Origin of the sequence: Microbispora sp. NPDC049633 (assembly GCF_040675265.1) — a bacterium.
In the GTDB taxonomy this organism is placed as follows: Bacteria; Actinomycetota; Actinomycetes; order Streptosporangiales; family Streptosporangiaceae; genus Microbispora; species Microbispora maris.
Genome location: NZ_JBFAOO010000143.1, coordinates 1 through 18625, shown reverse-complemented (window position 1 = coordinate 18625; position 18625 = coordinate 1). Strand labels below are relative to the sequence as shown.

General features: G+C 68.6%; 13 protein-coding genes and 1 pseudogene. 9 read left to right on the top strand and 5 right to left on the bottom strand.

Going from position 1 to position 18625, the window contains the following annotated elements; genetic code table 11:
• On the top strand, nt 1-532 hold a 532-nt coding region (locus AB0J39_RS28620), incomplete at its 5' end, for an SAM-dependent methyltransferase (protein ID WP_363470039.1).
• A gap of 31 nt (nt 533-563) precedes the next feature.
• On the opposite strand, the gene AB0J39_RS28615 is transcribed toward AB0J39_RS28620, so the two are convergent.
• Nucleotides 564-2000: a hypothetical protein gene (locus AB0J39_RS28615; protein ID WP_363470036.1), complete on the bottom strand. Its 1437-nt coding sequence runs from the start codon at nt 1998-2000 to the stop codon at nt 564-566.
• Between the two features lie 396 nt (nt 2001-2396).
• Between AB0J39_RS28615 and AB0J39_RS28610 the strand changes: the two genes are divergently transcribed.
• Genes AB0J39_RS28610 through rsmA form a run of 4 tightly spaced genes read left to right on the top strand, consistent with a single transcriptional unit; the run spans nt 2397 to nt 7054 of the window.
• Complete coding sequence (locus tag AB0J39_RS28610; protein ID WP_363470033.1) at nt 2397-3635, top strand: glycosyltransferase family 2 protein; 1239 nt, start codon at nt 2397-2399, stop codon at nt 3633-3635.
• 55 nt (nt 3636-3690) lie between these two features.
• The gene (gene metG, locus AB0J39_RS28605; RefSeq protein WP_363470030.1) at nt 3691-5313 is read left to right on the top strand and encodes a methionine--tRNA ligase; all 1623 of its coding nucleotides are present in this window, start codon (nt 3691-3693) and stop codon (nt 5311-5313) included.
• 2 nt (nt 5314-5315) lie between these two features.
• A complete protein-coding gene (locus AB0J39_RS28600; RefSeq protein WP_363470027.1) occupies nt 5316-6173 on the top strand; it encodes a TatD family hydrolase in 858 nt (285 codons plus the stop codon).
• 26 nt (nt 6174-6199) lie between these two features.
• Nucleotides 6200-7054, top strand: coding sequence for a 16S rRNA (adenine(1518)-N(6)/adenine(1519)-N(6))-dimethyltransferase RsmA (gene rsmA / locus AB0J39_RS28595; protein WP_363470024.1), 855 nt, complete (start codon nt 6200-6202; stop codon nt 7052-7054).
• Between the two features lie 364 nt (nt 7055-7418).
• On the opposite strand, the gene AB0J39_RS28590 is transcribed toward rsmA, so the two are convergent.
• Nucleotides 7419-8018: a TIGR03086 family metal-binding protein gene (locus AB0J39_RS28590; RefSeq protein ID WP_363470021.1), complete on the bottom strand. Its 600-nt coding sequence runs from the start codon at nt 8016-8018 to the stop codon at nt 7419-7421.
• A gap of 98 nt (nt 8019-8116) precedes the next feature.
• Between AB0J39_RS28590 and AB0J39_RS28585 the strand changes: the two genes are divergently transcribed.
• From AB0J39_RS28585 to AB0J39_RS28570, 4 genes are all read left to right on the top strand, one after another.
• Nucleotides 8117-8764 carry a helix-turn-helix domain-containing protein gene (locus tag AB0J39_RS28585; protein ID WP_363470018.1) on the top strand — a complete coding sequence of 216 codons (648 nt, stop codon included), beginning with the start codon at nt 8117-8119 and terminating at the stop codon, nt 8762-8764.
• Between the two features lie 323 nt (nt 8765-9087).
• A complete protein-coding gene (locus tag AB0J39_RS28580; protein WP_363470015.1) occupies nt 9088-10599 on the top strand; it encodes a hypothetical protein in 1512 nt (503 codons plus the stop codon).
• 249 nt (nt 10600-10848) lie between these two features.
• Nucleotides 10849-11787 (top strand): 4-(cytidine 5'-diphospho)-2-C-methyl-D-erythritol kinase, encoded by a 939-nt coding sequence (locus AB0J39_RS28575; protein WP_363470013.1) that lies wholly within the window; start codon nt 10849-10851, stop codon nt 11785-11787.
• A gap of 12 nt (nt 11788-11799) precedes the next feature.
• Nucleotides 11800-13608 (top strand): ABC-F family ATP-binding cassette domain-containing protein, encoded by a 1809-nt coding sequence (locus AB0J39_RS28570; protein WP_363470010.1) that lies wholly within the window; start codon nt 11800-11802, stop codon nt 13606-13608.
• 76 nt (nt 13609-13684) lie between these two features.
• Here AB0J39_RS28570 and AB0J39_RS28565 read toward each other — a convergent pair whose 3' ends face one another.
• From AB0J39_RS28565 to AB0J39_RS28555, 3 genes and pseudogenes are all read right to left on the bottom strand, one after another.
• On the bottom strand, nt 13685-15265 hold the full coding sequence (locus AB0J39_RS28565; RefSeq protein WP_363470007.1) for a hypothetical protein: 1581 nt from the start codon (nt 15263-15265) through the stop codon (nt 13685-13687).
• A gap of 200 nt (nt 15266-15465) precedes the next feature.
• Nucleotides 15466-17037 (bottom strand): hypothetical protein, encoded by a 1572-nt coding sequence (locus AB0J39_RS28560; RefSeq protein WP_363470004.1) that lies wholly within the window; start codon nt 17035-17037, stop codon nt 15466-15468.
• A 598-nt stretch (nt 17038-17635) separates the two neighbouring features.
• Nucleotides 17636-18625, bottom strand: a pseudogene (locus AB0J39_RS28555) (hypothetical protein); the annotation flags it as partial.

Sequence of the window (18625 nt, the reverse complement as noted above, 5' to 3'; positions counted from 1 at the left end):
CGAGGCCGGCCTGCCCGTGACGGCGCTGCCCGGCCCGTCGGCGGTGACGACCGCCCTCGCCGTCTCCGGCCTGCCGAGCGACCGGTTCTGTTTCGAGGGGTTCCCGCCGCGCAAGCCTGGGGAGCGGGCCAGGCGCCTGGCGGCGCTGGCGGCCGAGGAGCGGACGATGGTGTTCTTCGAGGCGCCGCACCGCCTGCACGCGACGTTGGAGGCGATGGCGGAGGCCTTCGGGGCCCAGCGGCCCGCCGCCGTATGCCGGGAGCTCACCAAGACGTACGAGGAAGTGCGGCGCGGGGGCCTCGGCGAGCTGGCCGAATGGGCGGCCGGCGAGGTCAGGGGCGAGATCACGCTGGTGGTGGCGGGACGGACCGCCGAGGAGGCCGCGCCGAGCATCGAGGAACTGGTCGAGGAGGTGGCCAGGCGTGAGGGCACGGGCGTGCCGCGCAAGCAGGCCATCGCCGACGTGGCCAAGTCCGCCGGCGTCCCCAAACGCGACCTCTACAACGCCGTCCACGCCACCCCGTCGCCGTGATCCCGACGCGACCGCGCCGAGGTGGCCCGGGTCAGCGGCCGCTCCTGCGAGCGACTACGAGATCACGCGCGGCGAGGGCGGCGGCGAGACAGGCGAGCGGCGCCGCGGGCAGCAGATAGCGGTAGTCGAACTCGGCGGTCGCCGCCGGGGCCAGGATCAGGCCCGCCGCACCCAGCCAGGGCAGCAGCGCGGGCCCGCCGAGGTCGCGCCAGCGGCGCACCACGCCGTACAGGCCGGCCAGCAGCAGCAGGCCCAGCACGAGGCCCGGCAGCCGTACGACCTTCTGGTATCCGATCATGATGTCCGACCACGGCGAGACCACGTGCGTCGCGGCCGGGCCGTTCTCGTACGCCTCGGCGTCCTTGTCCGTGGTGCTGTGGTAGGAGCTCCACTTGGGCAGCTTGCGGGTGTACTCGTTGTCGAACTCGTACTGCAGGAAGGTCTTGGCGTCCGGGAACCGGGGACGGCCCCACTGGAAGGCGCGGAAGAAGTCCTTGGCCACCGCGGCCAGGTAGTCACCCGGCTGGGACAGGATCGCCCGCTTCGCGAACGTGCTCGCGTTGGCGTTGATCTCCGGGGTGAACTTCATGCCCGAGCCGAAGACGTGAAGCTGGTTCTGGTCGTCCCACCACAGGTACGCCTGCGCGGACAGGCCGCGGTCCTTGGGCGCGACGTTGATGCACAGCAGCGCGAGCTCCAGCTCGCGGCGCTCGTCGATGTCCATCTTGTGGCAGTCGGCGAACAGCGACGTCCTCATGTAGAGGATCACCCCGTCGCTGTTGGTCATCGCGAACTGGCCGTTCACGGCCTTGAACCAGCCCATGTACGCGAGCACGGGCAGCGCGCACGCGGTGACCATGGCGACGATCGGCTTCCAGCCCGCCCGTTTGACCACCAGATACGCCACGACCAGGGCGAGGATGGGCAGGCCGATGCTCCGCGTAAGCGCCGTCAGCGCGAGCAGCAGCCCGACCACGGTGCCGCCGCGCCAGGTCAGCCGCTCCCGCCACAGCACGAGCGTCACCACGCCCACCACGAGCAGGATGAACATGGTGTCCGACATGATCAGCTGTTCGAGCTGGATCTGGTAGGCGTCGAACATCACGGGAGCGGCGGCGAGCGTCGCCCCCCAGCCTGGCATCCCAAATCTTCTGGTCAGCAGCGCATAGATAAGGAACGCCGTCGCCAGGCCCATGAGGTGCTGGGTCAACACCACCAGCGAGAAACTGTGGAACGGCTTGAGCAGCAGCAGCCAGAAGCTGTACCCGTCCGGGCGGATCGGGTGCGGACGCGGGCGCAGCGCCACCGACACGTAGTCGTAGGAGTCGTTGAACCACATGGCCGGGCCGAAGCCCAGCATCGTGACGATCCGCAGCACGAAGGCGACGCCGAGCGCGACCGTGAAAACCCGGTGCCGGCGCAGTAAGGCGACCGTACGGCTCCAACCGCCGGCGGGGGAGGCGTCCACGGAGGGAGGATCAGCGATCGCGACCATTCACAGTCGCGCGGAGGGCACGGCCCGCGTCGGCCGGCCGGTGTTTCCGCGCTTCCTCCCCTCGATTGTCGGCGCCTTCCATCGGAAACCCGCGGGCATGGGGCGAAGGAGAACTCCGCCGTCCGCGCCGAAATCCGGCGCGTGACCTGCGGGCACGCCGTGCACACCGGCGTGGCCGGGGCACTGGGAATCGTCCGAGCCGGGCTCGTCCTCTGCGTCGCCGCTCGGCCGGCGGCGCGGGTAGCCCGCCGCTCCAGCGGTGGGTGGAGTCACGGTTACAGAATGCCAGCCGTTTCGCGGACTTGACTCGGACGCTACTGGGAAGCGGGCATCATTGGTGTCCTGCCGTCATATGCAAGGAGTTGCGACGTGGAACTTACCGTTGTCATGCCATGCCTCAATGAGGCCGAGACCGTGGAGATCTGTGTTCGCAAGGCCCTCACCTGCATGCGCGAGAACGGGATCGACGGCGAGGTGGTCATCGCCGACAACGGCAGCACCGACGGCTCGCAACAACTGGCCCGCGACGCGGGCGCCCGGGTTGTCCACATTGACGAGAAGGGCTACGGCAACGCCCTGATCGGCGGAATCCGCGCCGCGCGCGGCAAGTACGTCATCATGGGCGACGCGGACGACTCCTATGACTTCACGAGCCTGATGCCCTTCGTCGAGCAGCTCCGGGACGGCGCCGAGCTGGTCATGGGCAACCGGTTCCGCGGCGGCATCGCTCCGGGGGCCATGCCCCCGCTGCACCGCTACCTGGGCAACCCGGTCCTGTCGTTCATCGGCCGGCTGTTCTTCCCCAGCGAGATCGGCGACTTCCACTGCGGCCTGCGGGGCTTCCGCCGCGACTCGATCCTGCGGCTGGGGCTGCAGACCGGCGGCATGGAGTTCGCGTCCGAGATGGTCGTGAAGGCGACCCTGCAGGGGCTCGACGTCCGCGAGGTGCCGACCACCCTGTCGCCCGACGGCCGCTCCCGCCCGCCGCACCTGCGCTCCTGGCGGGACGGCTGGCGTCACCTGCGCTTCCTCATGCTGTACAGCCCGCGCTGGCTGTTCTTCATCCCGGGCCTGGTGCTAATGAGCCTCGGCCTCGTCGTCGGGGCCGCGCTGACGTTCGGCCCGGTCTACATCGGCAAGCTCGCCTTCGACGTCGACACGCTGGTCGGCGCGTCCGCGATGGTGATCAGCGGATTCCAGGCCGTGCTCTTCGCGCTGTTCACCAAGGTGTACGCGGCCGAGGAGGGCTTCCTCCCCGAAGACCGGCGCATCCGCAGGCTGGTGGACGTCGTCACGCTGGAGAAGGGCCTGCTCGCGGGTGGCGCCCTGGCCGTGGCCGGTCTGGTCGGCCTGGTGGCCTCGCTCGCCCACTGGGGCGGCCGCGGCTTCGGCGAGCTGATCCCGGCCGAGTCGCTGCGCCTCGTCGTGCCCTCGGCGACCGCGTTCGTCATGAGCTTCCAGACGATCTTCGCGTCGCTGTTCATCAGCATCCTCGGCATCCGCCGTACACGGGAGAACCCGGTCGACATCGCGGCGTCCGCCGCCGAGGAGGCCGCCGAGGCCGTCAGCCGCGAGTCCGAGACCGCCGGCCGCGAGTCCGTCGCCTGACACACCACGGTTTTATCCCGGGGAGTCACCTCCCCGGGGCCGATAGGATTCGCACATGGCGGCTACAGGAACGACTGCATCCGGGGAGTCGGCGTTCTACGTGACGACGCCGATCTACTACGTCAACGACGCCCCGCACCTGGGCCACGCCTACACGACCGTCGCGGGCGACGTGCTCACCCGCTGGCACCGCCAGCGTGGCGAGAAGGTGTGGTACCTCACCGGCACGGACGAGCACGGTCAGAAGATCATGCGTACGGCCGAGGCGAACGGCGTGACGCCCCAGGAGTGGTGCGACAAGCTCGTCGAGGACTCCTGGAAGCCGCTCTGGGAGCACCTCCGGATCGCCAACGACGACTTCATCCGCACCACCGAGCCGCGCCACACCGACCGCGTCCAGGAGTTCGTGCAGGACCTGTACGACAAGGGCGAGATCTACAAGGGCGGGTACGAGGGCCCCTACTGCGTCGGGTGCGAGGAGTACAAGTCGCCCGGCGATCTGCTGGAGGGCGACCTGTGCCCGATCCACAAGCGCCCGGTCGAGTGGCTGAAGGAGGAGAACTACTTCTTCAGGCTCTCGGCGTACGGCGAGCGGCTGCTGGAGTTCTACGAGCAGAACCCTGGCTTCGTCCAGCCCGCCTCGGCCCGCAACGAGGTCGTCCAGTTCGTGAAGCAGGGCCTGCAGGACCTGTCGATCTCCCGCTCGACCTTCGACTGGGGCGTCCCGATCCCCTGGGACCCCAAGCACGTGATCTACGTGTGGATCGACGCGCTGCTCAACTACGCCACGGCCGTCGGGTACGGCTCCGACCAGGCGAAGTTCGATTCCACCTGGCCGGCGAACGTCCACCTGGTCGGCAAGGACATCCTCCGGTTCCACGCGGTGATCTGGCCGGCGATGCTCATGGCGAACGGCCTGCCGCTGCCGCGCAAGGTCTTCGCCAACGGCTGGCTCATGGTCGGTGGCGAGAAGATGAGCAAGTCCAACCTCACCGGCATCTCGCCGCGTGACCTGACGAGCCACTTCGGCGTGGACGCCTACCGCTACTACTTCCTGCGGGCGATCCCGTTCGGCCAGGACGGCTCGTTCTCCTGGGAGGACTTCTCCGCCCGCTACACCTCCGAGCTCGCCAACGACTTCGGCAACCTGGCGTCCCGGGTCGCCGCGATGATCGGCAAGTACTTCGACGGCGTGCTGCCGGAGGCGGCCAAGGGAAGCACGGTGTTGCCCGAGGCGAAGGACGCGGGTCTCGGTCCGGCCGAGCAGGCGGTCGCGGACGGCCTCGCCGCCGCGGCGGCCCAGGCGGACACGCTGATCGGCGACAACCTCGACTTCGCCGGCGGCATCGGCGCCATCTTCGACTTCGTGAAGCAGGTCAACGGCTACCTGAGCGACCAGGCGCCGTGGAAGGTGGCCAAGGACGACTCGCCGGAGGGGCAGGCGCGCCTCGCGACGATCCTCTACACCGCGGCCGAGTCGCTGCGCGCGATCGCGGTGCTGCTGCACCCGGTCATGCCCGCCACCAGCGAGAAGCTCTGGGCGTCCCTCGGTGCGGAGCCGCACCTCGGCGCGCTCGCGGACCAGCGGATCGCCGACGTCGCCACCTGGGGCAGGCTGCCCGTCGGCGCCCAGGTCGTCAAGGGCGAGATCCTCTTCCCGAGGCTGGAGACCGCCTGACCATGTCGCGCGAGCGTCCCGTGAAGCCCGAGGCGTTGCCGGGTGAGGTGTTCGACAGCCACTGCCACCTGGACATCATGGTCGGCAACCGGCAGGCGTCCTCGGGGGATCCGGTCGCGCTGGCGGCCCAGGCCGCCGGGGCGAGCGTCGAGTCGATCCTCGCCGAGGCGAAGTCGGTCGGCGTGACGCGACTGGTGACGGTCGGCTACGACCTGCCGTCCTCGCGGTGGAACGCCGCGGTGGCCGGTGAGCACCGGGACGTCTACGCGGCGGTGGCCATCCATCCGAACGAGGCGCACGCCGCCACGCCCGAGGTCCTCGCCGAGATCGAGGACCTCGCGCGGCTGCCGCACGTGCGGGCGGTGGGGGAGACCGGTCTCGACTACTTCCGCGACTGGGCGTCGAAGGACGACCAGCACGCGAGCTTCCGCGCGCACATCGAGATCGCCAAGCGGACCGGCAGGGCGCTGGTGATCCACGACCGGGACGCGCACGACGACGTGCTCGCCGTGCTCGCCGACCAGGGCGCCCCCGACGTGGTGGTCGTCCACAGCTTCTCCGGCGACGCCGAGATGGCCAAACGGTGCGTGGACGCCGGTTACTTCATGTCGTTCTCCGGCCCTGTCACCTACAAGAACGCCGGATACCTGCGCGAGGCGGCGGCGGTGGCCGCGCCCGAGCTGATCCTGGTGGAGACCGACGCGCCCTACCTGCCGCCGACGCCGCACCGGGGCAAGCCCAACGCGCCCTACCTGATCCCGCTCACGCTCCGCTGCCTCGCGGAGGTCAAGGGCATGGACGTCGCCGACCTCGCCGCCCGGATCTCGGCCAACGGCGAGACCGTCTTCGGCGCCTGGTAGTCGCGCCGATGCCCCACACTGGAGGCATGAGTCTGCTCGGGCCGGTCGAAGTGCGTGTGCTGGCGGAGAAGCTGAACCTCCGGCCGACGAAGAAGCTGGGGCAGAACTTCGTGATCGACGGCGGCACCGTCCGCCGGATCGTCCGGCTCGCCGAGGTCACCCCGGACGACGTGGCGATCGAGGTCGGGCCGGGGCTCGGCTCGCTCACTCTCGCCCTGCTCCCTGAGGTCGCCGAGGTCGTCGCCGTGGAGATCGACCCGGTGCTGGCGGAGCAGCTGCCGCTGACCGTCGAGCAGCGGGCCCCCGAGGAAGCCGGGCGGCTGAAGGTGGTGCACGCCGACGCGCTCAAGGTCGGGCCCGCCGACCTCGGGGCCGAGCCGACCGTGCTCGTGGCCAACCTGCCGTACAACGTGTCCGTGCCGGTCGTGCTGCACCTGCTCGAGGTGCTGCCGTCGCTGCGGCGCGGGCTGGTGATGGTGCAGTCGGAGGTCGCCGACCGGCTCGCCGCGTCGCCGGGGTCGCGCATCTACGGGGTTCCGTCGGTGAAGGCGGCCTGGTACGCCGACGTGCGCCGGGCCGGGCCGGTCGGGCGCAACGTCTTCTGGCCCGCGCCGAACGTCGACTCCGGACTCGTCTCGCTCGTACGGCGGGAGCCGCCGGCGACGACGGTGACCCGTCAGGAGGTCTTCGCCGCCGTCGACGCGGCCTTCGCGCAGCGCCGTAAGACGCTGCGCGCCGCGCTCGCCTCCTGGGCCGGCACGCCGGCCGCCGCCGAGAAGGCACTGGTCGGAGCGGGGATCGACCCCTCGGCTCGCGGGGAGCAACTGCGGATCGAGGACTTCGCCCGCATCGCCGAGCAGCGGGCCGCCGCGATCGCCTAGGCAGTACGGATATCTCCCCGGCCGCCCGAGGCTCCCAAGCGTGCGGATCTCCCAGGCCGCGCTCTTCCAAGGAGTGCGGGTCTTCCACGGATCTCAGAGCGCGCGGTGGGGGTCGTGAGCGGCCGTCCCCCGCGCGGCCTGTCCGAGACCGTGGGCCCGCGCGGGCGACGGCCTCTCCCCGGTCGGCGGCGTGCAGCTTGCCGAGGATGGTCGAAACGCTGTTGCGCACGGTCTTCGGCCTGCGCTGGGCTCGCCTGCGGCGATGAGGTCCACGCCCGGGCTCGCTGTCAGGGCCCCGGGCATGCGCCGCCGAATCAGGACGCGCGGATCAGGACACGGATCAGGACACGGATCAGGACACGGATCAGGACACGGGGACCGGCCGGCGGCCGAGATAGGCGAGAAGCGCGACCACGTCATCGGCGTCGCCGCCCGCGTCGAGGGCCGCGGCGTACGCGCCGTAGGCGCGCAGCGGCTCGACGATCCGGGTGGCGACCTCCATCAGCGGCCGGGCCATCGCGGGCGTGAGGGGCGAGGGCTGCCCGGTGGCCGTCGCGATGTCCCAGGCGTGCACGGCGGCGTCGAGCGCGCACGCGCCGGCCGCGAGCCAGGCGGGCATCGGGCCCTGCGGGATCGGCACCGGCACCTGCTCGGCCCGGTCGTCGACGGTCGCCCAGGCGCCGGCCGAGGCGTCCAGCGCCGCGGCGAGATACGTCGCGGGGTCGCCGTCGACATGGCCGGAGGGGGAGAACGGGTCCTCGGACGGCCACGGCCCACCCGTGATCGCCGCGGCGAACGCGATCTGGTCGCCGGCCGCGTGCTGCAGCACCTGGGTGACCGACCACTTCTCGCAGGGCGTCGCGGCGTCCCAGCTGCCGGGGGCGACGCCGGCGACCGCCCCGCGCAGCGCGTCGTGGGACTCGGCCAGCAGGGTCCGCCAGCTCGCCGTCATGGTCTCGCTCATCAGGGTGCCCTCTCGTCGAACCAGGAGCGGAATGTTCCGTTCCGCTACTGAGGACTCTACCAGAACGGAATGCTCTGTTCCACTGCTACCGTGTGGGCATGCGACAGCGGACAGACGACGACGGCGCCGCCGGCCTCGCCGGGCGGCGGGGGCAGGCGGCACGCAACGACGCGGCCATCCTCGACGCCGCCAGGGAGGTCTTCCTCGCCGATCCCAAGGCCCCGGTCGCCGCCGTCGCCGAGCGGGCCGGGGTCGGAATGAGTGCGCTCTACCGGAGATATCCCGGCAAGGAGGACCTGCTGCGGCGGCTGTGCCACGACGGGCTGCGCCGCTGGATCGAGGAGGCGGAGGCCGCCGAGACCGAGCCGGACGCCTGGACGGCCCTCACCGTCTTCCTCGGCAGGATCGTCGACGCCGACGTGCACTCCCTCACCGTCCATCTCGCCGGGACCTTCACGCCGACCGATGAGATGCGGCGCGACGCGCAGCGGGCCGGCGCGCTGATGGACCGGCTGGTGGAGCGGGCCCACGCGGCCGGACGGCTGCGCCGCGACGTGGTCGCCGAGGACATGGGCCTGGTGCTCGAGAGCTGCGCCGCCGTGCGTGTGCCCGACCCCGGCCGGACCGGGGAGCTGCGGCGGCGCTGCCTGGCGATGCTGCTCGCCGGTCTGGCCGGAGACGGCGCGGATCCGCTGCCCGGGCCGCCGCCCGCGCCGGGCGAGCTGGAGTGGCGGTGGCGCGGGTGAGCCCGCTCTGACGGAGCGAGTTTGACGTGATCAACTAGCCATCTCGTTCCATCAGATTAGTGTGATTTGGGTCACATTGGCGGCTTGCGTGGATCAGTGACGCTCCGTAATGGGGTCGCGACGGCGGCCTCTGTGATCAGCGGAAACGTGACGGCGCGCTGAGCGATTCGAGCGGCGGCGACGGGCTCGATCTTGACCGGCCGATCAGACTGAAACCACTAGACGGGGTCACAACTGGCAAAACCTCGGATAGCTTCTTACCCGTCCTTTACTGACGGATGGGGCGCAAGCGGCGCCCGACGATCAGACCAGGGAGTAGTAAGTTGAAGCGCACCCTCACCCTCGGCGGCATCGCGGTCGGCATGCTGGCCGCCGCTGCTGTCGCCACCCCGGCTCAGGCCGACTCGGACGTCGCCCCGCCGGTCAACCTGGCCAACACGAACTTCGCCGCCAAGCAGGTCGCCGCGTTCTGGTACGGCCAGGCCAAGGCCAACCTCGTCAACGCGACGCCGTACAACGTCGAGACCACGCTGCCCACCAAGCACGTGTCGACCGGCGGTGCCTCCGCTGACAGCAAGGCCGGCGTCGTCGGCTCCAGCGGTGACAAGAAGGCGTCCACCGGCACGTCGAAGAACGTCAACCTGCCGAAGACCACCGGCAAGGTGTTCTTCATCGGCGCCGACAAGAAGCCGCACTGGTGCTCCGCGACCGCGGTGCAGAGCCAGTACAAGAACCTGGTCGCGACCGCGGGCCACTGCGTCTACGACACGGTGAGCAACAAGGCCACCCTCGACAAGTGGGTGTTCATCCCGGGTTACTACCAGGGCAAGACGCCGTGGGGCATCTACGTGGGTAAGACCGCGTACACCCACTACGACTTCGACAACTACGAGGACGGCGACCGCAACTACGCGTTCGTCACCGTCTACAACGGCGTCCAGGTCACCGACGTCAAGACCGACAAGGTCAAGAACTGGGTCGACAACCGCAACTTCGAGACCAAGGCCGAGGCCGAGAAGGCGCGCAAGGAGCTGGAGCTCAAGAGCACCGGCTTCGCGGGTCAGATCGTCAGCCGGATCGACTGGGCCCACAAGGTGCCGCTGCGCACCCGTGACTCGAAGAAGGTCGAGGCCAGCGTCGCTCAGATCGCGGTCGACCCGAAGACCGTCGACTCGGCCAAGAAGACCCTGGCGGAGCAGGCTGAGAAGTACGGCACCTCCACCTACTCGGACAAGACGTGGGGCGTCGTCGTCAACCGGGTCTCCAAGCGGGAGTTCGGCAACGGCGGCTGGTCGTCCGACGGCAAGGCCTACTACTTCGCCAAGGACAACGCCTGGTACAAGGCCACCTTCTGGGGCAACTTCGACGTCGACTACCGCCTCAAGGGCAAGCTGGTCGACATCGCCCTCAAGGACGTCGGCACCCTCGGCGCCAACGTCGGTGGTCAGGGCCTGGCCTACAACCAGAAGATCGGCACGAACGTCTTCGTGTTCGGTTACCCGAGCGGGTCGCACCCGGACGGCAGCTACGCCTTCACCGGCAAGACCCTCAAGTGGAGCTACGGCAAGACCTTCAAGGCCGCTGCTCCGGCCATGAAGGCCGAGGAGCTCGTCGGCATCAAGTCCTCCTTCACCGGCCAGGGCTCGATCGGTTCCTCGTGGCTGTACCGCTACAGCAGCACCAAGCGTCTCGGTTACCTGAACGGTGTGACCATCGCGGTCTCCGACACCGACGGCAACAAGCGCATCGACACCAGCGTCTCCCCGTACTTCGACGGTGAGACCCTGGCCGTCTACAAGTACGCCGCGAAGTTCGCTTCCGGCAAGATCGTCTGAGGTTCTCCCGCGGCCATCGGGTGAACTGAGGGAAGGGCTCGGCGTCCAGCCGGGCCCTTTCCGCATGTACGGGCCCGGATGACCATTGGATGACCAGCGGAAATCCGCGAGATGTCCCCGTGGGCGGGTGCCGCTAAGCTCGGGTCCCATGGTCAGGCACAGACGACGTGGCCTCGCCCGTCGCCCACAACCAGGACGACACGAACCGGGGCGACACATGTGGGAACGACGCGAGCGGGGGAACGGGCGATGAGCGCGATCACAGTGCGCGTGCCGGCGAAGGTCAACCTCCAGCTCGCGGTCGGCCCGCTGCGCGAGGACGGCTACCACGACCTGGTGAACGTCTTCCACGCGGTCTCGCTGTTCGACGAGGTCACCGCCGCCGAGCCGGCGGACGGGGACGCCACCGCCGCTCCGCTCAGGGTCAGGGTCGACGGGGACCACACCGGTGGGGTTCCGGTGAGCGACGACAACCTCGCCGTCCGGGCCGCTATGGCGCTGGCCGGCCGGGCGGGCCGTACGTACCGGGCCGATCTGCTGATCCGCAAGTCGATCCCCGTGGCGGGCGGTATGGCCGGGGGGAGCGCCGACGCCGCCGCGGCCCTGGTCGCCTGCAACGAGCTGTGGGGCCTCGGGCTGCCGGTCGAGGATCTGATGGAGATCGGTGCCGACATCGGCAGCGACGTGCCGTTCGCGCTGCTCGGCGGCACGGCCGTGGGCACCGGACGCGGCGAGCGGCTCGCGCCGCTGGAGACCGCGGGGGTCTTCCACTGGGTCTTCGCGCTCGCCGACGGCGGCCTGTCGACCCCGAGGGTGTACGGCGAGTGCGACCGGCTGCGCGAGGAGGCGGGGGTGGCCGCACCGCGTCCCGCGGTGAGCGAGGCGCTGCTCGACGCCCTGCGCCGGGGCGACGCGAAGGCGCTGGGGCAGGCGTTGACCAACGATCTCCAGCCCGCGGCGCTGGCGCTGCGTCCCTCGCTCGCGGACACGCTCGCCGCCGGGCGTGAGCACGGCGCGCTCGGCGCGCTCGTCTCCGGGTCCGGCCCCACCTGCGCGTTCCTGGCCGAGTCGGCCGAGCACGCGCACGAGCTGGCCGGCCTGATCACGGACGTCGACGGCTGCCGGGCCGTCGTCACCGCGCACGGTCCCGTCCCCGGCGTGACCGTTGCCGGTGCGGGGGCCGGATAAGCTTTACAGGCCATGAATCTGGTCAATCTGGAGTCCGTCTCCCACGCCTTCGGGCCCAAGCCGCTGCTCGCCGACGTCTCGCTCGGGCTCGAGCAGGGCGACCGGATCGGCGTCGTCGGCCGCAACGGCGGTGGCAAGACCACGCTCATCTCGATCATCGCGGGAACGCTGAAGCCCGACAGCGGCCGCGTCACGCACACCCGCAATCTACGCGTCGGCACGCTCTCGCAGCGTGACCAGTTCGACCCGGACACCGCCGTCAAGGACATCGTGCTGGCCGGACGGGCCGAGCACGAGTGGGCCGGCGACCCCGCGATCAGGGAGATCCTCGCCAACCTGCTCGGCGACATCGACCTCGCGGCTCCCGCGGGCGCGCTGTCCGGCGGTGAGCGCCGCCGTACGGCACTGGCGCGGCTGCTGGTCGAAGAGCACGCCCTGCTGATCCTCGACGAGCCCACCAACCACCTCGACATCGAGGCCATCGCCTGGCTCGCCGGGCATCTCGTCCAGCGCAAGTCCGCGCTGCTGGTGGTCACGCACGACCGGTGGTTCCTCGACGCGGTCTCCACCCGCACGTGGGAGGTCGTCGACGGCTCGGTGGAGCGCTACGAGGGCGGCTACGCGGCGTACGTGCTGGCCAAGGCCGAGCGGGCGCGGATCGCGCAGGCCGCGGAGGACCGCCGGCAGAACCTCATGCGCAAGGAGATCGCGTGGCTGCGGCGCGGACCGCCGGCCCGGACCTCCAAGCCAAAGTTCCGGATCAACGCCGCCGAGGCGCTCATCGCCAACGAGCCGCCGGCGCGGGAGACGGTCGAGCTGCTCAACTTCGCCTCGGCGCGGCTGGGCAAGACCGTCGTGGACCTGGAGGACGTGACGCTCCACGCCGGCGGCCCGGAGTCGGGTCCGCTGGTGCTCGACCGGTGCACCTACCAGTTCGGGCCGGGGGACCGGATCGGCCTGATCGGGGTCAACGGCTCGGGTAAGTCGTCGGTGCTGCGCCTGCTGTCCGGCACGGTCGAGCACGACTCCGGCCGCGTCGTCCGCGGCAAGACCGTACGGCTCGCGCACCTGTCGCAGGAGCTCGCCGAGCTGGACCCCACGCGGCGGGTGCTGGAGACGGTCGAGGAGATCCGCAAGTACGTCCAGGTGGGCAAGAAGGAGTGGTCGGCCTCCCAGCTGCTGGAACGTCTCGGCTTCCGGGGCGAGGCGCAGTGGAAGGTCGTCGGCGACCTGTCCGGCGGCGAGCGCCGGCGGCTGCAGCTCCTGCGGCTGATCATGGATGAGCCGAACGTGCTGCTGCTCGACGAGCCGACCAACGACCTCGACATCGAGACGCTCACCGAGCTGGAGGACCTGCTCGACGCGTGGCCGGGCACGCTCGTGGTGGTCAGTCACGACCGGTACTTCCTGGAGAGGGTGGCCGACCGCTGCGTCGCGCTCCTGGGGGACGGCACGATGTCGATGCTGCCGGGCGGGGTGGACGAATACCTGGAACGCCGTGCGGCGGGCCAGGCCCTGTCGGCCCGCGCGGCCTCCGGCGCCGCCGGTTCTTCCGTGCAGGTGCGGCCGGACAGCCAGCCGGCGCAGGCCGTGGGGCCGTCCGCCAAGGAGTTGCGCGAGCTGCAGAAGGAGCTCAACCGGCTGGAGCGGCAGATCGACAAGTTCGGCGAGCGCGAGGTGAAGCTGCACGCCCAGATGGCGGAGGCGGCGAGCGACTTCGAGCGCCTGGGCAAGCTCGACGCCGAGCTGCGCGACATCGCCGCGCAGAAGGAGGCGGCCGAGCTGGAGTGGATGACGCTCGCCGAGCGGCTCGACCAGTAGGCGGACAACTCGTCCTGGAGGCGGATAAAAGGGAAGGGCCCGGCAGGCTGCCGGGCCCTTCGCATGCGATCGGCGACTAGACGATCTTGCCGGACGCGGTGGCCGCGGCGACCTTGTAGACGCCCAGGGTCTCGCCGTCGAAGTACGGCGAGATGCTGGTGTCGTACCGGTCGTTGCCGTCGGTGTCCGAGACGCCGATGGTGACGCCGTTCAGGTAGCCGAACCGCTTGCTGTTGTTGTACTTGAACAGCCAGCCGGAGCCGAGCGCGCCCTCACCGGTGAAGGACGACTTGATGCCCTGCAGCGCCTCGCCCTTGATGGACGGCGCCACGGCCGGGAAGGTCTTGCCGTAGCTGTACTTGAGGGTCTTGCCGGTGAAGGCGTAGTTGCCGTCCGGGTGCGACCCGCTCGGGTAGCCGAACACGAAGGTCGGCTGGCCGACCTTCTGGTTGTAGGCGAGACCCTGGCCGGGGACGTTGTCGCCCAGGCGGCCGACGTCCTTCAGCGTGATGTCCACGATCTTGCCGGTCAGCTTGTAGTCCAGGTCGTACTTGGCCCAGAAGTTGACCTTGTAGTAGCCGTGGTCGTAGATGAAGTAGACGCTCTTGCCGTCCTCCGAGACACGGAACACGAGGTCGCCGAACTTCACCTCGTCCTTGGCCGAGTTGTACTCGGTCAGCGAGACGCGGGTGACCTTGATCCCGGTGCCGGGAGCGGTCTTGAAGTCCGTCGTCTGACCACGGCCCTTGTTCAGGATCTCCACGGCTTCCTTGGTCGCCGGGGCCTTGTTCTCGGCGGTGAGGGCCTTCGCCTCGAGGTTCTGCCAGTGCGCCCAGCTGCAGACGTCGATCCACGTCTGCTGGTATTCCTTGTTCTTCTTGTCCCTGACGACCGTCTCGGGCTTCGACACGAACGGCACGATCTTGCCGGCCCAGCCGGTCTGCTTGATCTCGACGTCCTTCTGCGCCTTCTCGGCGTCGGCCAGGGTCTTGAAGACGCGGTTGTCGACCCAGTTCTTGACGCTGTCGGTCTTCACGTCGGTGACCTGGACACCGTTGTAGACGGCGACGAACGCGTAGTCGTAGTCGCCGTCGGCGTAGACCTCGTAGTCGAAGTGGGTGAAGGCCGTCTTGCCGACGTAGATGCCCCACGGGGTCTTGCCCTGGTAGTAGCCGGGGATGAAGACCCACTTGTTCATCGTGGCCTTCTCTTTCGCCGTGCTGAAGACGCAGTGCCCGGCGGTCGCCACGAGGTTCTTGTGCCCGCTCTGGATGGCCGTGGCGGAGCACCAGTGCGGCTTGTTGTCGGCGCCGACGAAGAACACCTTGCCGGAGGACCGGGGCAGATTGACGTTCTTCGAGGTGCCGGTGGGCTTCTGGTCACCACTGGACCCGACGACACCCGCCTTGACGGACGCGGGCTCCTTCGGCAGGTGGGCGACGACCTTGGAGGAGACCTTGGTCTCGACGTTGTACGGCGTGGCGTTGATCAGGTTGGCCATCTTCTGGCCGTACCAGAACGCGGCCACCTGCTTGGCGGCGAAGTTCGTGTCGGCCAGAGGTACGACCGGAACCTTCTCCGCCTGTGCGGGGGAGGCGACGAGTGCGGAAGCCAGCAGGCCGGCCGCCACGCCGCCGATAGCGAGGGTGCGCTTCACTTGTTCTCCCAGGTCTGGCGTGGGGCGTGACATTTGCCCCATGCGTCAGTAAAGGATGAAAATAAAGTTATCGGAGAAGATCAGTGGGGCGTAAGGGCTGTTACTGGAGCGATGCGTGACAGCCATCCCGGGATATAAGAAAAGGGCCCGGCTCAAGGCCGGGCCCTTTCCTTGGTCCAGTCAGAGCGTCAGAGTGAGTCTCAGACGATCTTGCCGGAAGCGAACTTCGCGGCGTACTGGTAGACGGCCAGGGTCTCACCGTCGAAGTACGGGGAGACGCTGGTGTCGATGCGCTTGTTGCCGTCGGTGTCGGAGACCGCGATGGTCACACCGTTGAGGTAACCGAGGCGCTTGGTGTTGCTGTAGCGGTACAGCCAGGACGAGCCGATCGAGCCCTCGCCGGTGAAGGAGGACTTGATGCCGACGAGCTCCTCGGCCTTGAGCGCCGGGGCAGCGGCCTTGAAGGTCTTGCCGTAGGCCCACTTGAGGGTCTTGCCGGTGAAGGCGTAGTTGCCGTCCGGGTGCGACCCGCTCGGGTAACCGAAGACGAAGACCGCGGAACCGATCTTCTGGTTGTAGGCCAGGCCCTGACCACCGACGTTGGCGCCGAGGGTGCCGACGTCCTTGAGGGCGATGTCGACGATCTTCCCCTTGAGGATGTAGTCGATGTCGAAGTTGGCCCAGAAGGTGACCTTGTACCAGCCGTTGTTGTAGGCGAAGTACAGGGCCTTGTAGTCCGCGGAGACGCGGATGTCGCCCTCGCCGTACTTGGCGCCGTTGAACTCTTCCTTGCTGACGCGGGTCACGGTGACGCCGGTGCCCCGGGACACCTTGAACTCCGTGGTGCCGCCACGCTGCTGGTTGATCTTGGCAGCGATGTCGTTGATGTCCTGCGCGGACGGGCTGCTCAGGGTGGCGTAGTTGTCGCCCCAGCCCTGGGCGTACGCCCACCAGAGGATGTTGATGTACTCCTTCTGGGACTCGGCGTGCCGGTTGCGAACCACCGTGCGGTAGTCCACGACGGGCTTGATCTCGCCGGCCCAGCCGGTGGTCTTGAGCTCGAGGTCCTTGCGGGCCTTCTCCGCGTCCGCCTTGGTCTCGAACTTGCGGTTGTCCACCCAGTTCTTGACCTTGTCGACGGCCACGTCGGTGACCTGGACACCGTTGTAGACGGTGACGAACGCGTAGTTGCGGTCGCCGTCCTCGTAGTTGTCGAAGTCGTAGTGGGTGTAGGCCGTCTTGCCGACGTAGATGCCCCACGGGGTCTTGCCCTGGTAGTAGCCGGGGATGAAGACCCACTTGTCGAGGGTGGCCTTGTTGCTCACCGTGTCGTAGACACAGTGACCGGCGGTCGCGACCAGGTTCTTGTACTGGCTCTGCACCGCGGTGGCCGAGCACCAGTGCGGCTTGTTGTCGGCGCCGATGAAGAACACCTTGCCGGTGGTCTTCGGCAGGTTGATGTTCTTCAGGTTGCTCGTGGCGGCCTTCTGGTCGCCACTGGAGCCCACGACGCCGGCCTTGCTGTCGGCGGAAGCGCCACCCGTGGAGACGTGCTTGGTCGGCAGCGTCGTCTCGACGTTGTAGGGGGTCGCGTTGATCAGGTTGGCCTTGCCCTGGCCGTACCAGAACGCGGCGACCTGCTTGGCGGCGAAGTTCGTGTTGGCCAGGTTGACCGGAGGAGCGACGTCCGAGTCGGCCTGAGCCGGCGCGGCGACGGCGGCGGCGGCCAGCAGGCCCGCCGCGATCCCGCCGAGGGCGAGGGTGCGCTTCATGGATTTCTCCCAGGTCTGTCGTGGGACGCCGCTTGCGCCCCATGCGTCAGTGAAGGATCGAGGAGAAAGCTATAGGAGAAAGCAGGGGTATGTAAGGCGATTCGTGAGGACTGTCGGTGAGGGGGAAATGGCGCATTGATGTCATAGTCTGCCGCCCTTGACCATGTTTGCGCTGATCACGTGGGCCTTGTTCGATCTTTTCGACTCACGGTCATGGAACGGTTCAGGAAATCCTGTGATGCAAATCACACATGGGAGATGAAACCAGGAGGAGTCCGGACTCCGTCAAAGTCGGTCCCGCCGCTGCGATGCGGCTTCCGCAAGAGGCTCTACAGAGGGGGTTTGCGCGGGTGAGGCGGGTGTTCGGGCGTGGACCGTCCAGCCGTGTGGAGCTCGGGATGCCGGCGCCTGAGATGGGTTCCCGGGGGTTTCATGGCGGGCACGGGACGCGGCGGCGGTGGAGCGGCCGGGCTGTGTCTGATTTCTCGGTCGCACCATTCGTCGCGCCCATCGGGTGATAGCAGGCGAGAAACAGGAAAAGGGCCCGGCTGGAAGCCGGGCCCTTTCCTTTGGTCCAGTTAGAGCGTCAGAGTGAGTCTCAGACGATCTTGCCGGAAGCGAACTTCGCGGCGTACTGGTAGACGGCCAGGGTCTCACCGTCGAAGTACGGGGAGACGCTGGTGTCGATGCGCTTGTTGCCGTCGGTGTCGGAGACGCCGATGGTCACACCGTTGAGGTAGCCAAGACGCTTGGTGTTGCTGTAGCGGTACAGCCACGAGGAACCGATCGAGCCCTCGCCGGTGAAGCTGGTCTTGACACCCACCAGCTCCTCGGCCTTGACGGCCGGGGCGGCCGCCTTGAAGGTCTTGCCGTAGGCCCACTTGAGGGTCTTGCCGGTGAAGGCGTAGTTGCCGTCCGGGTGCGACCCGCTCGGGTAGCCGAAGACGAAGACCGCGGTGCCGATCTTCTGGTTGTAGGCCAGGCCCTGCCCGCCGACGTTGGCACCCAGGGTGCCGACGTCCTTGAGGGCGATGTCCACGATCTTGCCGGTCAGCTTGAACTTCTTGGCGACATTCGCCCAGAACTTCGCCTTGTACCAGCCGTTGTTGTAGGTGTAGTAGAGCACACCGTCAACGATCTTGGCGTTGTCGTGGTCGTTGCCCACGGCCTTGATGTACTCGTCCTTCGAGATCCGGGAGATCTCGTAGCCGGCCTTGCCGCGGAAGGACGCGTCCTTGACCTCGCCACGCACCAGCGCGCCGAGCTTCTCGACCGTGTAGTCGATGCCGAACCACTGGCACCAACGGTCGAGCGGGATGTAGACCTTCTGCGACTCCTCGCCGTGCTTGGCGACGCGCCAGTCGAACTTCCACGGGAACTTCACGTCGTTCGGGCCGAAGGCCACGATCTCGCCGGCCCAGCCGGTGGTCTTGAGCTCGAGGTCCTTGCGGGCCTTCTCGGCGTCCGCGCGGTTGTCGAAGTAGCGGTCCTTGACCCAGTTCTTGACCTTGTCGACGGCCACGTCGGTGACCTGGACACCGTTGTAGACGGTGACGAACGCGTAGTTGCGGTCGCCGTCCTCGTAGTT